Origin of the sequence: Streptococcus mitis, assembly GCF_009496285.1 — a bacterium.
In the GTDB taxonomy this organism is placed as follows: Bacteria; Bacillota; Bacilli; order Lactobacillales; family Streptococcaceae; genus Streptococcus; species Streptococcus mitis_BP.
Window position 1 is genome coordinate 59,365 of record NZ_WIJK01000009.1, and the last position, 17,278, is coordinate 76,642.

At 38.8% G+C, this 17,278-nt stretch carries 22 protein-coding genes and 2 pseudogenes; 4 read left to right on the plus strand and 20 right to left on the minus strand.

From position 1 onward, the window contains the following. Positions 1 to 9: 9 nt before the first annotated feature. The 18 genes and pseudogenes from GEZ89_RS04370 to GEZ89_RS04455 form a co-directional block, all read right to left on the minus strand. Positions 10 to 309: a YlxQ-related RNA-binding protein gene (locus GEZ89_RS04370; RefSeq protein WP_049504276.1), complete on the minus strand. Its 300-nt coding sequence runs from the start codon at positions 307 to 309 to the stop codon at positions 10 to 12. After that, positions 302 to 595 (minus strand): RNase P modulator RnpM, encoded by a 294-nt coding sequence (rnpM, locus tag GEZ89_RS04375; protein WP_153225102.1) that lies wholly within the window; start codon positions 593 to 595, stop codon positions 302 to 304. Before rnpM ends, GEZ89_RS04370 begins: the two co-directional genes overlap by 8 nt. Before the next feature lie 22 nt (positions 596 to 617). Further along, complete coding sequence (nusA, locus tag GEZ89_RS04380) at positions 618 to 1,754, minus strand: transcription termination factor NusA (RefSeq protein ID WP_153225103.1); 1,137 nt, start codon at positions 1,752 to 1,754, stop codon at positions 618 to 620. A gap of 42 nt (positions 1,755 to 1,796) precedes the next feature. Continuing rightward, positions 1,797 to 2,276, minus strand: coding sequence for a ribosome maturation factor RimP (rimP, locus tag GEZ89_RS04385; protein ID WP_322741480.1), 480 nt, complete (start codon positions 2,274 to 2,276; stop codon positions 1,797 to 1,799). A gap of 241 nt (positions 2,277 to 2,517) precedes the next feature. Further along, a pseudogene (locus tag GEZ89_RS04390) lies at positions 2,518 to 3,668 on the minus strand (glycoside hydrolase family 3 protein). Between the two features lie 172 nt (positions 3,669 to 3,840). After that, positions 3,841 to 4,476: a tRNA (guanosine(46)-N7)-methyltransferase TrmB gene (gene trmB, locus GEZ89_RS04395; RefSeq protein WP_153225104.1), complete on the minus strand. Its 636-nt coding sequence runs from the start codon at positions 4,474 to 4,476 to the stop codon at positions 3,841 to 3,843. Continuing rightward, the gene (gene ccrZ, locus GEZ89_RS04400) at positions 4,473 to 5,267 is read right to left on the minus strand and encodes a cell cycle regulator CcrZ (RefSeq protein WP_153225105.1); all 795 of its coding nucleotides are present in this window, start codon (positions 5,265 to 5,267) and stop codon (positions 4,473 to 4,475) included. Before ccrZ ends, trmB begins: the two co-directional genes overlap by 4 nt. Positions 5,268 to 5,428: 161 nt before the next feature. Then, a complete protein-coding gene (locus GEZ89_RS04405; RefSeq protein ID WP_153225106.1) occupies positions 5,429 to 6,040 on the minus strand; it encodes a CPBP family intramembrane glutamic endopeptidase in 612 nt (203 codons plus the stop codon). A gap of 29 nt (positions 6,041 to 6,069) precedes the next feature. Then, a complete protein-coding gene (gene blpZ / locus GEZ89_RS04410; RefSeq protein WP_153225107.1) occupies positions 6,070 to 6,318 on the minus strand; it encodes an immunity protein BlpZ in 249 nt (82 codons plus the stop codon). 41 nt (positions 6,319 to 6,359) lie between these two features. After that, positions 6,360 to 7,049, minus strand: coding sequence for a CPBP family intramembrane glutamic endopeptidase (locus tag GEZ89_RS04415; protein ID WP_153225108.1), 690 nt, complete (start codon positions 7,047 to 7,049; stop codon positions 6,360 to 6,362). 320 nt (positions 7,050 to 7,369) lie between these two features. After that, entirely contained in the window at positions 7,370 to 7,681 is a 312-nt protein-coding gene (locus tag GEZ89_RS04420) for a role in replication (RefSeq protein WP_153225109.1), read from the minus strand. A gap of 329 nt (positions 7,682 to 8,010) precedes the next feature. Next, positions 8,011 to 8,127 (minus strand): annotated as a pseudogene (locus GEZ89_RS04425) (type II CAAX prenyl endopeptidase Rce1 family protein); the annotation flags it as partial. A 389-nt stretch (positions 8,128 to 8,516) separates the two neighbouring features. Next, entirely contained in the window at positions 8,517 to 8,921 is a 405-nt protein-coding gene (locus tag GEZ89_RS04430; RefSeq protein WP_153225110.1) for an immunity protein, read from the minus strand. After that, positions 8,918 to 9,070 (minus strand): hypothetical protein, encoded by a 153-nt coding sequence (locus tag GEZ89_RS04435; RefSeq protein ID WP_153225111.1) that lies wholly within the window; start codon positions 9,068 to 9,070, stop codon positions 8,918 to 8,920. Before GEZ89_RS04435 ends, GEZ89_RS04430 begins: the two co-directional genes overlap by 4 nt. Positions 9,071 to 9,262: 192 nt before the next feature. Continuing rightward, positions 9,263 to 9,619 carry a hypothetical protein gene (locus tag GEZ89_RS04440; RefSeq protein ID WP_194251829.1) on the minus strand — a complete coding sequence of 119 codons (357 nt, stop codon included), beginning with the start codon at positions 9,617 to 9,619 and terminating at the stop codon, positions 9,263 to 9,265. Between the two features lie 687 nt (positions 9,620 to 10,306). Further along, positions 10,307 to 11,647: a sensor histidine kinase gene (locus GEZ89_RS04445; RefSeq protein WP_075231996.1), complete on the minus strand. Its 1,341-nt coding sequence runs from the start codon at positions 11,645 to 11,647 to the stop codon at positions 10,307 to 10,309. A gap of 13 nt (positions 11,648 to 11,660) precedes the next feature. Next, on the minus strand, positions 11,661 to 12,398 hold the full coding sequence (locus GEZ89_RS04450; protein ID WP_075231995.1) for a response regulator transcription factor: 738 nt from the start codon (positions 12,396 to 12,398) through the stop codon (positions 11,661 to 11,663). 4 nt (positions 12,399 to 12,402) lie between these two features. Next, entirely contained in the window at positions 12,403 to 12,741 is a 339-nt protein-coding gene (locus tag GEZ89_RS04455; protein WP_075231994.1) for a LytTR family DNA-binding domain-containing protein, read from the minus strand. 278 nt (positions 12,742 to 13,019) lie between these two features. Between GEZ89_RS04455 and GEZ89_RS04460 the strand changes: the two genes are divergently transcribed. After that, positions 13,020 to 13,349: a helicase BlpT gene (locus GEZ89_RS04460; protein WP_075231993.1), complete on the plus strand. Its 330-nt coding sequence runs from the start codon at positions 13,020 to 13,022 to the stop codon at positions 13,347 to 13,349. Positions 13,350 to 13,735: 386 nt separating this feature from the next. Here the strand turns inward: GEZ89_RS04460 and GEZ89_RS04465 are convergent, their stop codons facing one another. Together GEZ89_RS04465 and GEZ89_RS04470 are read right to left on the minus strand one after the other, a co-directional pair. Next, a complete protein-coding gene (locus GEZ89_RS04465; protein ID WP_075231992.1) occupies positions 13,736 to 14,785 on the minus strand; it encodes an ABC transporter permease in 1,050 nt (349 codons plus the stop codon). After that, positions 14,782 to 15,513: an ABC transporter ATP-binding protein gene (locus GEZ89_RS04470; protein WP_075231991.1), complete on the minus strand. Its 732-nt coding sequence runs from the start codon at positions 15,511 to 15,513 to the stop codon at positions 14,782 to 14,784. Before GEZ89_RS04470 ends, GEZ89_RS04465 begins: the two co-directional genes overlap by 4 nt. A 67-nt stretch (positions 15,514 to 15,580) precedes the next feature. Between GEZ89_RS04470 and GEZ89_RS04475 the strand changes: the two genes are divergently transcribed. The 3 genes from GEZ89_RS04475 to GEZ89_RS04485 all read left to right on the plus strand — a co-directional run bounded on the left by GEZ89_RS04475 (position 15,581) and on the right by GEZ89_RS04485 (position 17,027). Continuing rightward, the gene (locus GEZ89_RS04475; RefSeq protein WP_070460226.1) at positions 15,581 to 15,991 is read left to right on the plus strand and encodes an HIT family protein; all 411 of its coding nucleotides are present in this window, start codon (positions 15,581 to 15,583) and stop codon (positions 15,989 to 15,991) included. Positions 15,992 to 16,000: 9 nt separating this feature from the next. Beyond that, entirely contained in the window at positions 16,001 to 16,288 is a 288-nt protein-coding gene (locus GEZ89_RS04480; protein WP_075231990.1) for a hypothetical protein, read from the plus strand. A gap of 85 nt (positions 16,289 to 16,373) precedes the next feature. Further along, positions 16,374 to 17,027 (plus strand): hypothetical protein, encoded by a 654-nt coding sequence (locus GEZ89_RS04485; RefSeq protein WP_075231989.1) that lies wholly within the window; start codon positions 16,374 to 16,376, stop codon positions 17,025 to 17,027. Positions 17,028 to 17,278 lie beyond the last annotated feature (251 nt).

Sequence of the window (17,278 nt, forward strand, 5' to 3'; positions counted from 1 at the left end):
CCTCCTCTTCTATTCCATAAGAGACCTCATTTTCTTTGTAAATCCAGCATCTGTCACAGCCAATACTTTTCTTGATTTCCCGACTGCTATGCTTAATTCCAGTGTTGAAAACACGGTAATAACTTCTACTTGATAATAATGACTTTTATCCTGAATCTTCTTGGTCAAGTTGGGAGCGGCATCATGAGCGAGAAATACCAGCTTTACTTTCTGGTCTTGGATAGCCTTAACGACCATTTCTTCACCCGAGATGATTTTCCCTGCTCGTTGAGCAAGACCCAAGAGATTGGCAATTTTTTGCTTATTCAAGTCCTAACTCTCTTCTTTTCACTTTGTGATCGACATAGGCAATCAACTCGTCATAAAAGCTTTCTTCAACTTCCATACTAAAGCTACGGTTAAAGACTTTTTTCTTTTTGGCCTCAAGGGCTTCTGCATTGTCTAGCTTGATATAAGCGCCACGACCATTAGCCTTGCCTGTCGGGTCGATAAAGACCTGTCCTTCTTTGTTCTTGACAATACGGAGTAAATCTCGCTTATCAATCACTTGGCTGGAAACAACAGACTTGCGCAAAGGGATTTTTCTAGTTTTCATCCTTCCCTCCTCTGATCAGCTTTTATTCTTCGACCAATTCGTCTGTTTCTACCTGGTCAGCTTCTTCTGCTGCTTCCATGGCTTCAAACTCACTTGCAGACTTGATATCGATACGATATCCTGTCAAATGAGCTGCCAAGCGCACGTTTTGTCCACGACGACCGATCGCAAGAGAAAGCTTGTTATCTGGCACAACGACCAAGGCACGTTTGCTGTCGTTTTCATCAAAGATAACTTGGTCAACTTCAGCAGGAGCGATAGCGTTGTAGATAAATTCAGCTGGATCGGCTACCCATTCAATAACGTCGATGTTTTCTTCGATTGGAACCATACGATCGCTCTTAGCATCGTAGCGAGCTGGGTGGAATTTGCTAGTGATTTTCTTGATGTTAGCACCACCACGTCCGACGATTGTCCCGATCGCATCCACGTTTGGATTGTGGCTACGAACAGCAACCTTGGTACGGTCACCTGCTTCACGAGCTACGCTCATGATTTCAACAGTTCCGTCATAGACCTCAGGAATTTCTTGTTCCATCAAACGTTTAATCATTTCTGGATGACTACGGCTAACAAAGACGTTCACACCACGAGGATTGTCTTCAACCTTGTAGACATAAACTTCGATACGATCATGAGAAGCAAAAACTTCTCCAGGGATTTGGTCTTGTTTTGACAATTGAGCTTCGATGCTGCCAAGGTTGACATAGATAAAGCGGTTGTCAAAACGCTCTACTGTACCTGACATGATCTCTTGCTCATGCTCTTTGTAGGTGTTGTAGGTGATGGCACGTGTTTGCTTGCGCATTTTTTCCATGATGGTTTGTTTGGCAGATTGGGCTGCTACACGACCAAACTCACCTGGTGCTTCTTCAAATTTAATCTTGTCCCCAAGCTCATAGGCTGAATTAATGGCAAGAGCATCTTTCAAGCTGATTTCCAAACGGCTATCAAATACTTCATCAACAACTTCACGAACAGTATAAACTGTAAAGTCCCCTGTTTTTTCGTTGAAGTCAATGGCTACACTATCAGACTGACCATAGCGTCTGCGATAAGCTGAACGAAGTGATTCCATCACTGCATCAATGATGTCTTCTTTTTTGATTCCCTTGTCTTCTTCCAAAATGCGGAAGGCCTCTAGCATTTCTTTACTCATCTTCTATTCACTTTTGAATCTTCAAAAGCTTCCTTTCTTTTACTATAATTTTACTGCTAAACGTGCTTTTGACACCAAACTGTATGGAATTTGGACTGTTTTCTTACGAGTCTTGTCCATATACTCCATAGTCAACTCATCCTCTTCAAAGGCTAGCAAGTTTCCTTCAAAGACCTTTTGCTTATCGATAGCTTGGTAAAGACCAACATGGATGTATTTCCCGACTGCTCCAGCGACCGCTTCCTTGGTTTTCAAAGGACGTTCCAAGCCTGGGCTGGTGATTTCTAGGAAATATTGTTCTGGGAAGGGATCTGGCTTGATAGTATCTAGGACAGGACTGATAATCTCTGTCAAGTCCGCTGTGTCGTTCAAGGTAATTCCCTCTGGTTTATCTACAAAAATACTAAGAATCATGTCACTGCCAATCTTTCCGTACTCGATATCAACGAGTTCAAAGGGAGCTTCAATGACAGGTTCTACGACTTCTCTGACTAATTCTACGATAGTTGCGATTGCGTCCACCTCCTCATAAGCAAGAGGCGAAGATATTTCCCCGCCTCACTTTCTCATATTCTTACTTATAGTATAGCACTTTTGACTACTTATGTAAAGCATAAGCACTCAGAAGGCTTGATTTTAAGCTTTTTCTTAAAATTCTGCACGATTTTATAGAAAGATATCACTTTACCAAGCAATCTGAATTCCTTACAAATCAACTGTTCCGCATCCAAGCAGCTGATCCTTTTCTAGTCATCTCCCCTCTTTACTGCAAAGTCCCTAATATCCCCAAGTCATATTTCCAAGATAAAATACGTCTCACAGACTCATCAATACGCTCTTCTGTCAGCTCTCCTGAGGAGACTTTCTTTAATAAATAAGGAATTTGAGTTTGGTACGAAGATCCTAAAATCAAATCATTACCCGCTAAAATTGCTTGAAGGGCAGCTTCATCCTGATTGACAAAATCAGCCAATCCTGCCATATCGAGATCATCCGTCATAATAACTCCATTGAAGTGGAGTTCTTTGCGAAGAATATCATTGATTTTTGGTGAGATCGATGACGGAACAGTATCAATCTTGGATAGAATATTGTGCGAAACCAAAACACTATCCGCACTGCATCTATGCCAGCTTGAAAAGGTAGCAAATCCGCTTGTCTTAACTCATCCAAGGATCGATTGTCTTGGATAATGTCGGTATGACTGTCTCCATTATCTCCATATCCAGGAAAATGCTTCAAGGTTGACCCAACCTTGTTTTTTTGAAGTTCTGTTACAACCTCCTCAACATAACTTGCAGTCGTTTGGGCATCTTGTCCAATGGTTCGATCATAGATGAAGGCTGATGGATTGCTGGCAAGATCTGCAACTGGAAAGAGTCCAGCATTGATACCAACAGATTTTAGTAGCTCTGCCTTCTGCCTAGTATCAGAACGGATTGCCTCCATCCCACCCTTTTGATAAAGTTCCAAAGGAGATTGGAAAGGAGTCTCTAAAATCGAACTGATACGAGTCACGGTTCCGCCTTCTTCATCTGAACCAATCAATAAAGGAATCTTTGAAGCAGCTTGGTAGCGATCTGTCAAAGCCTTCATATCCTCTAGGGTTTGTCCTTGAAAATCTCTCCCAAACAAGAGATAACCTCCAAAATGATAGGACTGAAGGTCTTCTAGCTGATGACTAGAAGGAACCCTAGCCCAGAACAACTGGCCTACTTTTTCTTCCAAAGTCATCGAGACTAATCTTTCTTCAACAACCTTATTCTTCTCTGTTTCACTAGTCTGAGTAGTTTTCTCAGTTTTTTCTACTTGCGACTCCACTTGTCTATGATGTTGATGGTCGGAAAAAATCAAACCACCTATCACAAGGAAAAAGAAAAGATAGACGACAATCGGTTTTATTCTTCTTCTCATAATACCTTCATTATACCACTTATCCGGTTGCAAGTATACACTTACCAAAATCTCCAATGAACTAACATCAAACTAAAAAGGCTTAGCTCTACGTACAGAACTAAACCCTTGATAAAATTATATATCTAACTTTTTGGTTATGATAGAGTTTTTGATTGATATATTTTTTACATTAAAATTGAGCTTCAACTCGGTAGATAACTTGCCCCTTGTTAGAGAATTTTTGCTCATATTCTGTCATGACATTGCCTTCAAAATCGCTGGCATGTAAGTCTAGCCAGACACCGTTGAGTTTCATGCCATACTGAGAAAAGCTCACTAGGCTATATTCAAACAAGCCACGGTTATCCGTTTTGAAATGAATCTCACCGTGTTCAGGCAAGATACGCTTGAAGGTATCCAAGAAACTCTTATAGGTTAAACGACGTTTTTCGTGGCGCTTTTTAGGCCATGGATCTGAAAAATTCAGATACAAGCGATCAATCTCACCATCTTCAAAGTAGTCAGTCAAATCTGAACCATCAACCCACAACAACTTGATATTGGGGACTGCAACTTCCAAGACCTTGTCCAAGGCATAACTCAAAACAGACTTTTGAATATCAATCCCGATATAGTTGATATTAGGGTTTTGCTTGGCCATACCTGACACAAAGGCTCCCTTACCACTACCAACCTCAACATGGATAGGATTGTCATTTCCAAATAAATCTCGCCATTTTCCTTTGGCTTCTAAAGGATTTAAGACAACATACTGAGGATTAGCCTCTAGTAATTCTGTTGCCCCTTTACGATTTCTAACTCTCATCTCTTCTTTCCATACTTGTCACGGAAGATGCGCAAGGCATAAATCTCCCGATTGACATTTTCTAGATCTTCATTTGTATAATATTTGGCAATCTGGCTCAAGAAGGATAACTGAGCATACCAAAATAGTTTGTTGATGACTGTCTGGTTGTATTTGTAACCGTAATAAGTCAACCACTCTTTCCACTGATAGTCTGGAATATAGTGACATAGCATATGCGCTACATCAAACATGCGATCCGTTAAACGAACGGAATCCCAATCCACTAAATAAATAAGACCGCTCTCTGTCTCAATCCAATTACTATGTCGTACATCTCCATGAACGATCGTTGCATAATCTTCCCTAAAGTTTGGCAAGCTTCCTCGCAAATCCTCTACTACCATTCTTAGATACTGATTGTTCTTCAAGGATTCTGGAACATCTTTTAACCAAGCCTGAAGCAAGTCTAAAGGTGTTTCTAAAGAATAGCCCAAACGAGTCAATTGCGTCATCAAAGGACGCGAACGATGCAAACGACTCAGAATATTGATAATCTGCTTGCGATTCATATCATAAGGGGTCAAAATTTTACCATTCAACCATTCTTGGGCACACATATCACGCCCATCCGATAAACGGCGAGTCCATAATAATTGAGGAGCGATTTGTTCCTTGGCTAAACCAGGTAGGATTGGAGAGGTGTTCATTTTAATAAAGACGCGCTTCCCATCAGGGTAGCTTCCCATATAAGCTTTTCCGCTTTTCCCAGGTATAGGGGTCAGCGTTAGCTCAATATCACCCAAGTCCATTTCTTTCCTCCGTATAAAGTTTCCTTACTATTCTACTAGTTTTTAGGCTATTCGTCAACCAGTCCAGACCTGATTCTCAAATAAAAGCCTCTGGGGTGGTTTGGATTATCATTATAGAAAGAAAAAGGTAAGCACAATCTCCTACTTACCTTTCATGATTTTTATAAATAAAATAAGAGTGGCCAACTGTTGTAAAACATATGGACTAGAGTAGAAACCCATAGATTTTGGCTCTTTTTATAAGCAAAGCCCAGTAACAAGCCCCCAAGTAGATAAAAAATAAACGAAGGGACATTAGAAGGTCCATGCATGAAAGAAAAAAGAGAGGAAGTTAGCACAAGCCCTAACCAAGAATTTTCAAAAACCGCACCTTGAAGAAGTCCTCTGAAAATGAGTTCCTCCTGGATGGGTCCAAAAACTGAGGTAGTCAAAATCAAAGACAGAGAAATTCCTCTGCTGACTTCCTCCAAGTGTTGAACTCCTGCGCCAGAAGAAACAGCGAAGAAATGAATATAAACTAGCGTCTCAAGCACACTTAGAAGAAAGATTGCAATGAAAAGCAAAAGTTGTTTCTTGCTTAACATCCCAAAAGAAATCATTTCAAACTTTCTAGCATAAGCAACACTCAGCGAGGTTACTAGAAAACTTACAATAATCAATGCAGATTCATTTTGAAAAAAATCCCCATGGTTAATCGTATAAGGAACTGTAATGACGATTATTAGTACTAAAAATCCAAAACAAAAGGCATGAAATTTATCAAAAAACTCCATAAAATTATCCTCCCCACCAAACAGACTTCCTACAAGTCATCCTTTAGTGCTAGTCTTTCCAAAACAAACCATTTGAGTAACCAAAATCCGACCACATAACCAGCCCCTAAGAAGATAGCCATTAAAGATAGCATGGGATTTAGGAAATAAAAGACCACCACAGATACAAAGGTTAGCACAAAAACATTAAAGGCAATGGTGTCAGAAGCCAAATCTAGAATATAGGGTGTCAACCAGTCTAAGGTTTTTGAATCTAGGAAAAATAAGTGTTTATACATGATGAACTCCTCTATGGCTGAAAAGCAAGCCTTTTGGTTTTTTACCCCGAGACCCTATGTAGAAAAGTGAGCAAAAATGGTAAGTTTGCGATGATATTATTAACAATATGAATCGTGTAAGAAGGATAGATAGTCTTGGTATAGCGTGTCAAACCACCAAATATACATCCAACTGCTGTATAAACCAGGATGTCTAGTAGACTAGGAAAACTTGAAAAATGGGGTAAGGCGAACAAAACTGACGGAAATAGAATATCCAGTCCCCATCTTGAATTCTTAAAGAAGGCATGTTGAAGCAGTCCCCTACATACCAATTCTTCCATCAGAGGTCCTAGTACTATTAAGGTTAGGTAAACTCCAAACTCTGCAAAATTGGTCTCACTATAGGCAATAAACAAATTCCAACCTTCGTTTGTCCCCTGAACGTGTTTAGCTGTCAGATAGTTAAAGCAGATAAGTACGACAGCTGTTAACACCGTCAGAACAGAATAACTCAGCCACTTTTTCCTAGGGATACAAAAGAGATAAGCATGACCCGACCTGATCAAAATCCAAACCATCAGGCCGATAAAGAGAACACTGATGATGTTTCGAATCCAGATAAGATTTCCTACCCAAGACGAGAACTCCCAATAATTTCTCCAAAATTGGGTTGTCCAAGACAACCCGAAAAACAAAAATAAATAAGAAAGGACTGCACTTGTTTTGAAAAGAATAGAATATTTTTTCATAGAAGCTCCCTCATAGCTTTGCTATTGTAACTGCCACCAATTATCATTTATACTCTTCGAAAATCAAATTCAAACCACGTCAGCGTCGCCTTACCGTACTCAAGTACAGCTTGCGGCTAGCTTCCTAGTTTGCTCTTTGATTTTCATTGAGTATTAATCCTCTATCATTCAGTCTCGGTAGCTATCACCATAACTTTGATAAGCCAATACATCTACCCTTGTGTACTTTTGTTGCTGTTAAAAACTTTATATTTTTCATCATCTAGGCAGTCAATTCTTTACAAAATGATAGACCATCATCTTTTTTCTACCCGATCATTTTATAAAACTTGATAGTCTCGATGAAAAGTTGTGGCAGATACCACTCTATGATTTGTGAGGTCAAGATAATCTCCTGGATAGCCAAGGACATACATACTATAACCAGCAAAACCTCCTCCTGCCGTTCCGACTAGACCAATTTTTAGATTGGTTACAAGAGAAGACTGAAGTCCTGCCATTAAAATTCGGACATGATTGTCTAGCCATACTATGTAATTCTTTTGCAAGGCGTCTTCTACCCAATCTGGTTTAGGAGTATCTTTACCAATTTCCCAAACTTCTACTATTTGATTTTTATATTTTGCTTGCATCTTTTTAATCTTTCTTTTAAGATTCTCACAGGATTTTTATGTTCTTCTTACCTGGTCTATGTTTTAGCAGACTATAGATCGTAACAGGGGTACTTACCAGTACAAGAACATGTCTCCAGAGTTCTGTTGAAATCATGAGTACTCTTATACAAAGAACAAGAGAAAGCAATATTATTACAACTCGGGCACATAAATCTAACAATTCGACATACTTTTTCATTTGATTCCTCCATCTATTGATTTCACATCTATCAGGTCAGTTCCCTAGTCACTATGACGCTAACTGATCATCCTCTACATTCCTTTGTAAATTTAACTACTGAAAACTACTAGAAGAATGATAAACAATTGTAACAAATATGGACTAAAATAGGCACCGATAGATTTTGCCTCTTTTTATAAGCAAAGCCCAGCACCAAACCTCCAAATAGATAATAGAAAGATGATCCATTCCAGACCTATAAAACTTCTATGTTCAAGATTCAAAGTGGCTTTTTCTCCATTTTTTATTGAACTGAACGAAGATATAAACCGAAGTAAAGTATGCTAGTGCATCCATTACATAATACCACTCATTTCCTCTAAGCGGATAAAGACAAGTTTGCATGATTACATACAAGATGACAATCGTAATTATTTTTTTCGCCATAAGAATAACTCCTTTATTTCAGTTTAGCATTGGTATCCTTGTAACTTTTACACACTCAGTATAGCACTGCTTTTTTAGGTTTTGCATCCAAATCTTAAACGGTCGTCAAAAACTCTTAAATTACAAGAATTTCTCTTAAAAAAGACCAGCAGTCTGAAAACACTGCCTGTAAGTTCTTTTTTTATCTTACTTTTTATAATACTTCAAGCCCCAAATAAGCAGCAGCATGATGATTAAGCAGAGAACAGAAGTAATATAACCAATCAGTTGTTGATAGGATTCTGCCGCCGTCATACCTCTATACAAACCGATAATCGACATAAAACCTGTCAATCCGATGAACATGAGTTGATTGGTTCTAGGATTGACCAACTCATCATTTTCAAACTTTCTCACTCTCATTTCCCTAGTGAGGTAAACAATCACCAAAATAGAAGCCAAGTTAACAACCACTAAAAGCAATTGAAAAACTAAGGGAAAATGTAAGAACTGACGAGAGAGAAATAAATAAGTGGAGATCAGTACAGGAAACTGACCTAGGAACAATCTGGCTAAGAAGATGTTCCGTTTTTTAGCAAGAAAAGTTTTCATTTCTTTGCTCCTTTCTTTCTCATTAAAGCAAAATAGATTATAACTGCAATCAGATAGGCTATGGTATAAAATAAATGATACCAATTACTATCCCCAAGAGGAGACATGATTAGATACAAGATGAAAATGACAAGTATTTTTTTCTTCATAAAATTTCCTCCTAAATGTGTGCTTTATTTTAGTTGAGCTATATCCTTTACACTGCTAGTATAGCACTCCTTTTGACCTTAATTTCGCCAAATCATGAATGGTCGTCAAAACCTCCTAAATTGTAGAAAAAAAGCAAGCACGGAAAATAGGCTTGCCCTAATAAAACCTAACAAATCAAAATGCACTTAACTTTACTTCCCTTTTTTCTGATACATTCTCATGATAGCTAAGACAATAAAGGCTACCCAGCTTGCTAAAACTAGAAGAGTAGGGCCTGTATGTAAGATTTCAGGTGTCCTCTCTATTCGGCTGAGGAGACGGACTAAGGACACCACTGCCATCTGAATGATGAGCAAGGATTCTGCCCTTACCAATGATGTCTGCTGATTTTCAACTGCATGTAGAAAGGCTGGTAGCAAGACACAAGTTGCAACAATTATAATCAGATTAGCTCCTGTACCTTCTCCCTCATTGACTAGAGAAAACATGAGAAGATTGGATAGGATGATCAGTACAGAACAAGCTATAAAATAAGATTTCTGGTTCATTTAATATACCTCGCATACTATGGTATTTTGTTTCAAATACAAGAAATATTCTTCAAACTACTGCAACACCATCTCGCCGTAAAGCAATACTGCCTATGACTAGTTTCCTAGTTTTCTTCAAATACTGATTTTTTATTGGAGGCAATAATAGTAAGCCCCTTAACCATTGTACCCAAAAACAATGATAATATATATTATTTTTGGTTTCTGAATGGTAATCGTTATTTTGATAAGGAGCAAGTTCTTTGTTCAATTCAAGATATTTCGATAACCATTCAAGATTTGGATGAAATGTTTTTAAAAATAGTGCTATACTAAACTTGTCACATTTGTAACACGGCAAAAATCTATATTCGGAGGCAAGTAATCATGAAGAATAAGATTTATTATATATCCAATATTTTTTATGGAATATTACTATTTTCTATTGGATTAACATCAAAAGTATTTATTTTTAGCAGTTTAATGTCCATAACTTTAATAACTCTATCTATAATAGGATTATTAAAAACTAAAAATAAAAAGTAGATATAGCAGAATTAAATTTCAAAAATTAGAAACCTCTCCCGATGGTTGATGATGGAGAAAATTATTACATACAAACAATTTACTGTAACTCAAAACTACTCTAATTACCTATTTAGCTATACAGACCGAGAAACAAGAACTCTCGGTCTTATTTTTTCATCATTCTGTATGTATCATAGTAAGTACCTGACGAAAGACTTGATTTTGGCAGGTGGTATTGAGACTATCATTGGGATAATTTTCCACAATCTTCATGACGGTATAGAGACCAACTCCTCTCTCCTCCCCTTTAGAACTAACTCCAAAAGAGAAAATTTCAGAAATATCGATACTCTCTTCTCTGATGGAGTTTTCAATGATAAAGGTCTCCTGTGCTCCATTCTTTATAAAGGCGATTGAGACATGAGGTTGACTAGCCTCTGCACTAGCTTCAATGGCATTGTCACAAAGGATAGATACGATGGTTAAAAAATCAAGCAGACTCATCCCCTCAACCTGAATCTCCTCAGGAACTTCGACATTAAAGACAATATCCTTTTCTCTAGCTTTTATAAATTTTCCTGCTAGAAGACTTTTGAGGGCTTTATCACGAATATTCACGAGTCGTCCAAGGTCATATTTATTATCCTGCAATTTTTCACTAGAATCCTTTAAGACCGAGTCGTAAACCTCTTTTATCTGCTCCATATCCTCCTCTTCAATACCTAGACGTAAACTGGTCAAGAGGTTGGTGTAGTCATGACGAAAACTCCGTACTTCCTTGTAAAGTTCCTCTATATGCCGACTATACCTCTCCATGTCTCTATAGCGCAAGGCCTGCTCTTGGTTCAGTTTCTCCTGAAGTTTTTCCTTCAAATAGGTATCTAATTTCTTGATAACCCCCATAAAAAAGAGTAGATAAAATACTAGAATGAGATGGCGAACAGTCGTTGATTGAATACCTTGTTCATATTCAAAGAAAGACAGACTTTGCATCACTAGATAGTAAGCCCCCATTATCCAGTTAATCTTAGTCAGGGACTTTTGAAACCCTTTATCTAGAATCTCCTTTCTCAAGTTAGTGAAATCATAGTCCAACCATTTCAAAAAGACTAAAACTATGAAGCAAACGAATATCGTCATCAATAAAAAGATAGGATTGCTATCTTTATCTACAATTTCTTGTCCCCAAAATGGAAGCACAAAATATGCGACCCCTCTATAAAAGAGATTCACCAATATCATTGGAAAGAGACCATAAAAGAAGAGGAGTTTTTTAGGAAGCCCTCTTAACAGTAAGAAAGACAAGCCTATACCGTACAAGGGTTCCATAAAATAAAATAGGAAACTATCTCCTACCATATAGCCAATCATTAAAAAAACAAAGGCCAACAGTATCTTAAAAAGAAAGGCTTTAAAAATCCTCTCAAAAGTGAGACCAATTCCATCCACCTTAAAGAAAATGACAATTTCTAGTCCATGAGTAACAAGTGTATACAACAATATCCAAGCAATATTCATAAACTCTCCTAGCTCAGTGTAAGTTATTAATAGCCTCAGACACTTCCTTGACCTTATAACGGGCGATTAGACAGCTTCCACCATTGGGAAAGTAAAGAAGTTTTTCTTTCTTATCCAAACGAACCACATTGGCAGGATTGATGAGAAAAGAGCGATGGCACTGCAAGAGACGAGGCTCCTGCTTGAAAACCTCCTCTAAACTCGCTGTAAATTCCAGCCTGTCTGTCTTGGTATAAAGAATAACACGATGGGCTCTGGGCGACGTTTCAAGATAATAAACCTCTTTAAAAGGATACTGGAATTGGGCAAATTTTGATTTAAAGTAAAAGCAATCTTCCGCCAGACTCTTACTATCTTGACTATTGGCATAGAGGAGGGCTGTCTCAATCCGAGATTCAAACTCCTCTGCCGACAAGGCCTTATCAATGTAGTCCAAAGCAGACACTTGGTAGCGAAAGGACAGGGGCATAAACTCCGAGTGAGTCGTCACAAAGACGATCAGGGCATAAGGATCCCGATCCCGAATCTTTCTAGCCACTTCCAGACCCTTCATCTCCTCATTTCGAATCTCAATGTCCAAAAAGAATAGCTGATGGGCTCCCTTCTCATGCACCTCTGCCAGCAGTTGGTCTGGCTTGCCAAAGACTTCAAAAGAACTGGGAGTGATGTGATGTTCTTTCAAGAGTTTCTCAATCGTCGCTTCAATCCTAGTCTGCTGGGAAAAATCATCCTCTAAAACAAATATTCTCATCTTCTTACTCTCCTTGTTTCAACCATTTTTGGCGAATTTCTCTATAACGACGTCTGGAATACTGAACAGCATATTGACCTTCTTCTCCAAGAAAAAGAGTCTTTGACTTGAGTTCCATGGATTTTACTCGTTCAAGGTTGACCAGACAATTCCGATGACATCTCGCTAAGGTTTCCCCATATTGTTTCTCAAGCTTGCTTAAATTTTGAAACAGATCAAAGCTAGCATCTTCTGTAACAATCTGCACGGTATGGGCTTTACTTGGATGCATCTGGATATAGTAGATATCCTTTATGTTTAATTTAAAAATTTCTTTCTCTTTTTGGATGATGATATAGTTCATGGATAAAACCTCCTGAGGAGAGGATACCATAAGCCGAGAAACTATTTTTCACCAAATCCTAAACGGTTCTCAAAAATTCCTAAAGCGTTGAAGTATTTAAAAAATAGATATGATAACCTTACAATTATTTTATCATAAAATCCTGCAATTACCATTCAGGAAATTTCAATGACAATTAAAGATTTGAAGGTAAAAAAAGAGTAAAAAGTGATAGGCTAAGATTATAGAAAGACAAAGGCTTAAAACAACTTTAAAACCATCACAAAGGAGGTATTCTCATGACGGACACAGACCCAATCAAAAGAGCTCAGGCACTGATCACTGACTTAAACAAAGCCTACCAAGTCTGCAAACAGGCAACAGTTGACGATGTCCACTTTCAGGAGCAACTGGACAATATCCTCCGCTTTCTCTCTAAAACTGAGACAGTGGATAATCGATTCTTGATTGAGCTGGAAAAATTTTACCAGACTTCCAGTCTTCTCATGGGCCTCAGTGCTCTCAATCCAGATGCTCCTACTCGCGCCGCTTGGCGGGCCTATGACCGCTTCCACTTTGACCAGGTCAAGACCAAATTGAGCCTCTACGGACCAACCCTTATCTTGTAGTAACTAAAAAGAAGCTGAGACAGATTGAACTCAACTTCTTTTTTAGTATCATATAAGCAATGTTATACTCAATGAAAATCAAAGAGCAAAATAGGAAGCTAGCCGCAGGTTGCTCAAAGTACCGCTTTGAGGTTGCAGATGGATGCTGACCTAGTTTGAAGAGATTTTCGAAGAGTATTAGTCTCTACGGACCAACCATTATCCTGTAGTAACTAAAAAGAAGCTGAGACAGATTGAACTCAACTTCTTTTTTAGTATCATATAAGCAATGTAATACTCAGTGAAAATCAAAGAGCAAACTAGGAAGCTAGCCGCAGGTTGCTCAAAGCATCGCTTTGAGGTTGCAGATGGATGCTGACCTAGTTTGAAGAGATTTTCGAAGAGTATTAGTCCTGCATCTGGCGTTTCACCTGATAAGGGAGATACAAAATCTGTAAGACCAAGCCAGCTCCAAAGAGGGCTAGAAGGGCTAGTTTTTCTTGGAGGGCAATCAACCCAACTACCAGTTGAACCAATAAAACAAAACTAGTCAATCCTCGGACAACTGCCTGTAACCCTTTTTCCTTTTGTCCCTTTTCTAGCGGGAAAAGTTGGGTCAAATATTGGTAATCAAAGGCATGATAGAGAGCCAATAACTGAAAGAGTAAGAGGTAGTTAAATAAAACCACTACTGCTGTTGCAATCCAAGCTTGCTCGATAAAGATCAACGCCAGCAAAGATAGGAAGAGGAGGCGAAGACTGAGGGCAAAGAGATCTCCATTTCGCAGATAAGAACGAAGATAGAGGTTCTGCCAAATCTTGCTCGGCACCTTCTGAACTGCTTTTAGGATAAAATCTAGATAAGCTCGTCGCTTGACGCTGTTTGAAATTCCCTTGACTTGGGTAAAGAGGGCAAAGAAGCGAAGCAAGAACTGCTTGCGTTTACTTTCTTGGGCAATCACATAGTCCCAGTCCAGATGATTTGCACTAAAAAACTTGCCAGTCTTTTTCTGAAAAAGGAAATATTTCACGACTCCCAAAAGAAGAACATAAACACCAAAAACTCCTAAGCCTAAGCCCATGACTAAAAATAGAGGGGCAAAAAGAAGCAAAAAGAGAGTCTGTACACTAACCCAAAAGATGAAGGAAACTAGGCTTTGCTTTTGGATATGTTCTCTCACTTCTTCTTCAGCTACTAAGAGAAAGAGCTTATCAGGAGCTTCCACATAGGTCGCGATTCCACCCCAAAGCATGAGTAAAATAGAGACAATCCCCACAAACAAAAGGATAGGCCAATGATTTTCAGGAAAATGCTGGAGCAGTTGACTATACTGATAGGCTAGAAACCCTACTAAAACCAGTAAAAACAAGACAAAGTGGTCATTGAGTACATAGCGCAGATAACCGACACACTCTTTACGAAAATCCTGCTTTCGCTTTAGAAACAAGTCTTTCATCTGTCCTCCTCTTTGGTCAAAGCCAAATAGATATCATTGAGACTTGCTTGAGACATGGCAAAAGCTTGTCTCAGTTCTTCAAGATCCCCTTTAGCCCTCACTTGTCCTTTGTGAAGAATGACAAAAGAGTCACACATTTTTTCAGCAGAGTCAAGAACGTGGGTACTCATGAGGATAGACTTGCCTTTTTTCTTTTCAAGGTCCAAAAGCTGAATCAAGTCCGAAATCGCCAGGGGATCAAGACCAAGGAAAGGTTCATCGACGATAAAGAGACTCGGATCCACAACAAAGGCACAGATAATCATGACCTTCTGCTTCATCCCTTTCGAAAAATGAACAGGGAACCAATCCAACTTCTGATCCAAACGGAACATTTTTAAAAGAGGTTCTACACGTTCAAAAGCTAGGTTTTGCTCAATACCATAGGCCATGGCAACCGTCTCGATATGTTCTCTGAGAGTTAATTCTTCGTACAAACTAGGAGTTTCAGGAATGTAACCAATCTGCTGACGATATTCTCGAGGATTGGCACCTAAAGTTAGTCCGTCGATGTTTATTTCTCCACTATAAGGTGTCAAAAGTCCAATAATTTCATTGATGGTCGTCGATTTCCCAGCACCATTTAGACCGATCAAACCGACCAACTGCCCACTTTCAACTGTAAAGGACACATCTTTCAAGACAGGAACATGAACATAGCCCCCAGTCAGGTTTTTAATTTCTAACATATTTTCTCCAAATCTGGTATAATGTAGCTATATTATATCAAAATTCAATACAGTAGAGGTAGATTTTATGTCAGATTGCATTTTTTGTAAAATTATCGCAGGAGAGATTCCCGCATCAAAGGTTTACGAAGATGATCAAGTTCTTGCCTTCCTTGATATCTCACAAGTAACACCTGGTCACACCTTGGTCGTACCAAAAGAACACTACCGCAATCTTTTAGAAATGGATGCTGCAAGTGCCAGCCAACTTTTCGCCCAAGTACCAAAGATTGCTCAAAAAGTCATGAAAGCTACCAAAGCTGAAGGCATGAATATCATCGCCAACTGTGAAGAAGTTGCTGGACAAACGGTTTTCCATACCCATGTTCACCTTGTTCCTCGCTATAGTGCAGATGACGACCTAAAAATTGACTTTATCGCACATGAACCAGACTTCGACAAACTTGCTCAAGTCGCTGAAACAATCAAAAACGCTTAAGGAGTCACTATGAAACTATCAAATTTACTACTTTTTGCAGGCTCTGCAGTCGGTTCATACCTCCTCATTAAGAATCGCCAAGCTATCACTGAAGAAGTTCTAGATACTACTGATCGTGTTGAAGCCATTAAGGATGACTTGGATATTATCCAAGATAGCCTGCAAATTATCGACCAACAAAAAGAACTCATCAAGGAATATCAAAAAGATTTGACCTATAAGTTTAAAGTCCTGGAAAAAGATGTTCAAACTAGACTTGCTGTACTAAAAGAAATGCAGAAAACTGAAGAAAACTAATGTAAAGAAAATCTCCAACTTTCCTTATTCCCCTTTAAAGCCATTTTGGGTCAGCAGATCCTAACAGACCAGGGAGGGCATGAAAATGAAACAGTTTTTTAAAGTTTTGACGCGGATCATCCTGATTATTTGTGGGGGTCTCTGCCTTCTTGCAGCTCTGGCATTTCTAATACTGGCCAATCTTTTCAAGGCCTCACCAAGTGACATCCGAGAAGGAAATGAAGCCTTAAAACAAATCTTTATCTCCCTTGACCTGCCTCCTGAGAAAGTAGAATCAAATGGAAGCTATCAATTCGAGGGTGGGGGCTTAGATTTTTATGTGACTTTCTCAGATGATGTCGTCAATAGCCACCCAGTCCTAAAAGAAAGCCCAAACCTCACTAAAAACCGACTCAAAGTCTATGTCTTAAACACAGGAGATATTTCCTACCATTCAGTAGAAGACAACTTATTCAATCATGGTTTATTCCAATTTTTAGAGGAGGAAAGCAGGAAGTATTTCCAAGAAATCGGAAAGAAATCAAATCCTTCTTACTTTATTCTCTCTTGGAGGGATCCAGAAAGCATGAAAAAGGGAATCGCATTCTATGAAAAAGCGTTGACCTTGGTGGATATCCAGGACAATTCGGCGATTAAGCGCATTGATACCGTCACCGTTAAGCCTGGCAAGGAAGCAGAACTTAAGCAACTCATCCAGGACATGGATGAGGCTGGCTTACTCACTCAAAGATCTGAATAGCAGACCAGTTGGAGATTCTTTCTCCCATGCTAAAAGTCTTAAGATTGCACGAAAAAGAGCCCGAAGGCTCTTTTCAGATTGAAGACAAAGTCCTTAGAACTCAAGTTTCTAAGGGATTTTCTTTGGCTCATTGTCAACTGTAGTGGGTTGAATAAAAACTAACATCTGGAGAGGACAATTGATGTCCTCTTCATTTTTATATTCAGAGCGATGAAAATTCGTTTCTTAAAGTTGTCAAAGTTCCGAAATCC

What these genes read in the sequence shown, in the direction of transcription:
- GEZ89_RS04435 (WP_153225111.1), bottom strand. Translation starts at nt 9,070, where the DNA reads ATGAAGAAAAAAATACTTGTCATTTTCATCTTGTATCTAATCATGTCT.
- GEZ89_RS04480 (WP_075231990.1), top strand. Translation starts at nt 16,001, where the DNA reads ATGAAACTATCAAATTTACTACTTTTTGCAGGCTCTGCAGTCGGTTCA.
- GEZ89_RS04445 (WP_075231996.1), bottom strand. Translation starts at nt 11,647, where the DNA reads ATGAATATTGCTTGGATATTGTTGTATACACTTGTTACTCATGGACTA.
- GEZ89_RS04450 (WP_075231995.1), bottom strand. Translation starts at nt 12,398, where the DNA reads ATGAGAATATTTGTTTTAGAGGATGATTTTTCCCAGCAGACTAGGATT.
- GEZ89_RS04420 (WP_153225109.1), bottom strand. Translation starts at nt 7,681, where the DNA reads ATGCAAGCAAAATATAAAAATCAAATAGTAGAAGTTTGGGAAATTGGT.
- GEZ89_RS04455 (WP_075231994.1), bottom strand. Translation starts at nt 12,741, where the DNA reads ATGAACTATATCATCATCCAAAAAGAGAAAGAAATTTTTAAATTAAAC.
- GEZ89_RS04475 (WP_070460226.1), top strand. Translation starts at nt 15,581, where the DNA reads ATGTCAGATTGCATTTTTTGTAAAATTATCGCAGGAGAGATTCCCGCA.
- nusA (WP_153225103.1), bottom strand. Translation starts at nt 1,754, where the DNA reads ATGAGTAAAGAAATGCTAGAGGCCTTCCGCATTTTGGAAGAAGACAAG.
- rnpM (WP_153225102.1), bottom strand. Translation starts at nt 595, where the DNA reads ATGAAAACTAGAAAAATCCCTTTGCGCAAGTCTGTTGTTTCCAGCCAA.
- ccrZ (WP_153225105.1), bottom strand. Translation starts at nt 5,267, where the DNA reads ATGGACTTGGGTGATATTGAGCTAACGCTGACCCCTATACCTGGGAAA.
- GEZ89_RS04465 (WP_075231992.1), bottom strand. Translation starts at nt 14,785, where the DNA reads ATGAAAGACTTGTTTCTAAAGCGAAAGCAGGATTTTCGTAAAGAGTGT.
- GEZ89_RS04460 (WP_075231993.1), top strand. Translation starts at nt 13,020, where the DNA reads ATGACGGACACAGACCCAATCAAAAGAGCTCAGGCACTGATCACTGAC.
- GEZ89_RS04470 (WP_075231991.1), bottom strand. Translation starts at nt 15,513, where the DNA reads ATGTTAGAAATTAAAAACCTGACTGGGGGCTATGTTCATGTTCCTGTC.
- trmB (WP_153225104.1), bottom strand. Translation starts at nt 4,476, where the DNA reads ATGAGAGTTAGAAATCGTAAAGGGGCAACAGAATTACTAGAGGCTAAT.
- GEZ89_RS04485 (WP_075231989.1), top strand. Translation starts at nt 16,374, where the DNA reads ATGAAACAGTTTTTTAAAGTTTTGACGCGGATCATCCTGATTATTTGT.
- GEZ89_RS04415 (WP_153225108.1), bottom strand. Translation starts at nt 7,049, where the DNA reads ATGAAAAAATATTCTATTCTTTTCAAAACAAGTGCAGTCCTTTCTTAT.
- GEZ89_RS04440 (WP_194251829.1), bottom strand. Translation starts at nt 9,619, where the DNA reads ATGAACCAGAAATCTTATTTTATAGCTTGTTCTGTACTGATCATCCTA.
- GEZ89_RS04405 (WP_153225106.1), bottom strand. Translation starts at nt 6,040, where the DNA reads ATGGAGTTTTTTGATAAATTTCATGCCTTTTGTTTTGGATTTTTAGTA.
- GEZ89_RS04430 (WP_153225110.1), bottom strand. Translation starts at nt 8,921, where the DNA reads ATGAAAACTTTTCTTGCTAAAAAACGGAACATCTTCTTAGCCAGATTG.
- blpZ (WP_153225107.1), bottom strand. Translation starts at nt 6,318, where the DNA reads ATGTATAAACACTTATTTTTCCTAGATTCAAAAACCTTAGACTGGTTG.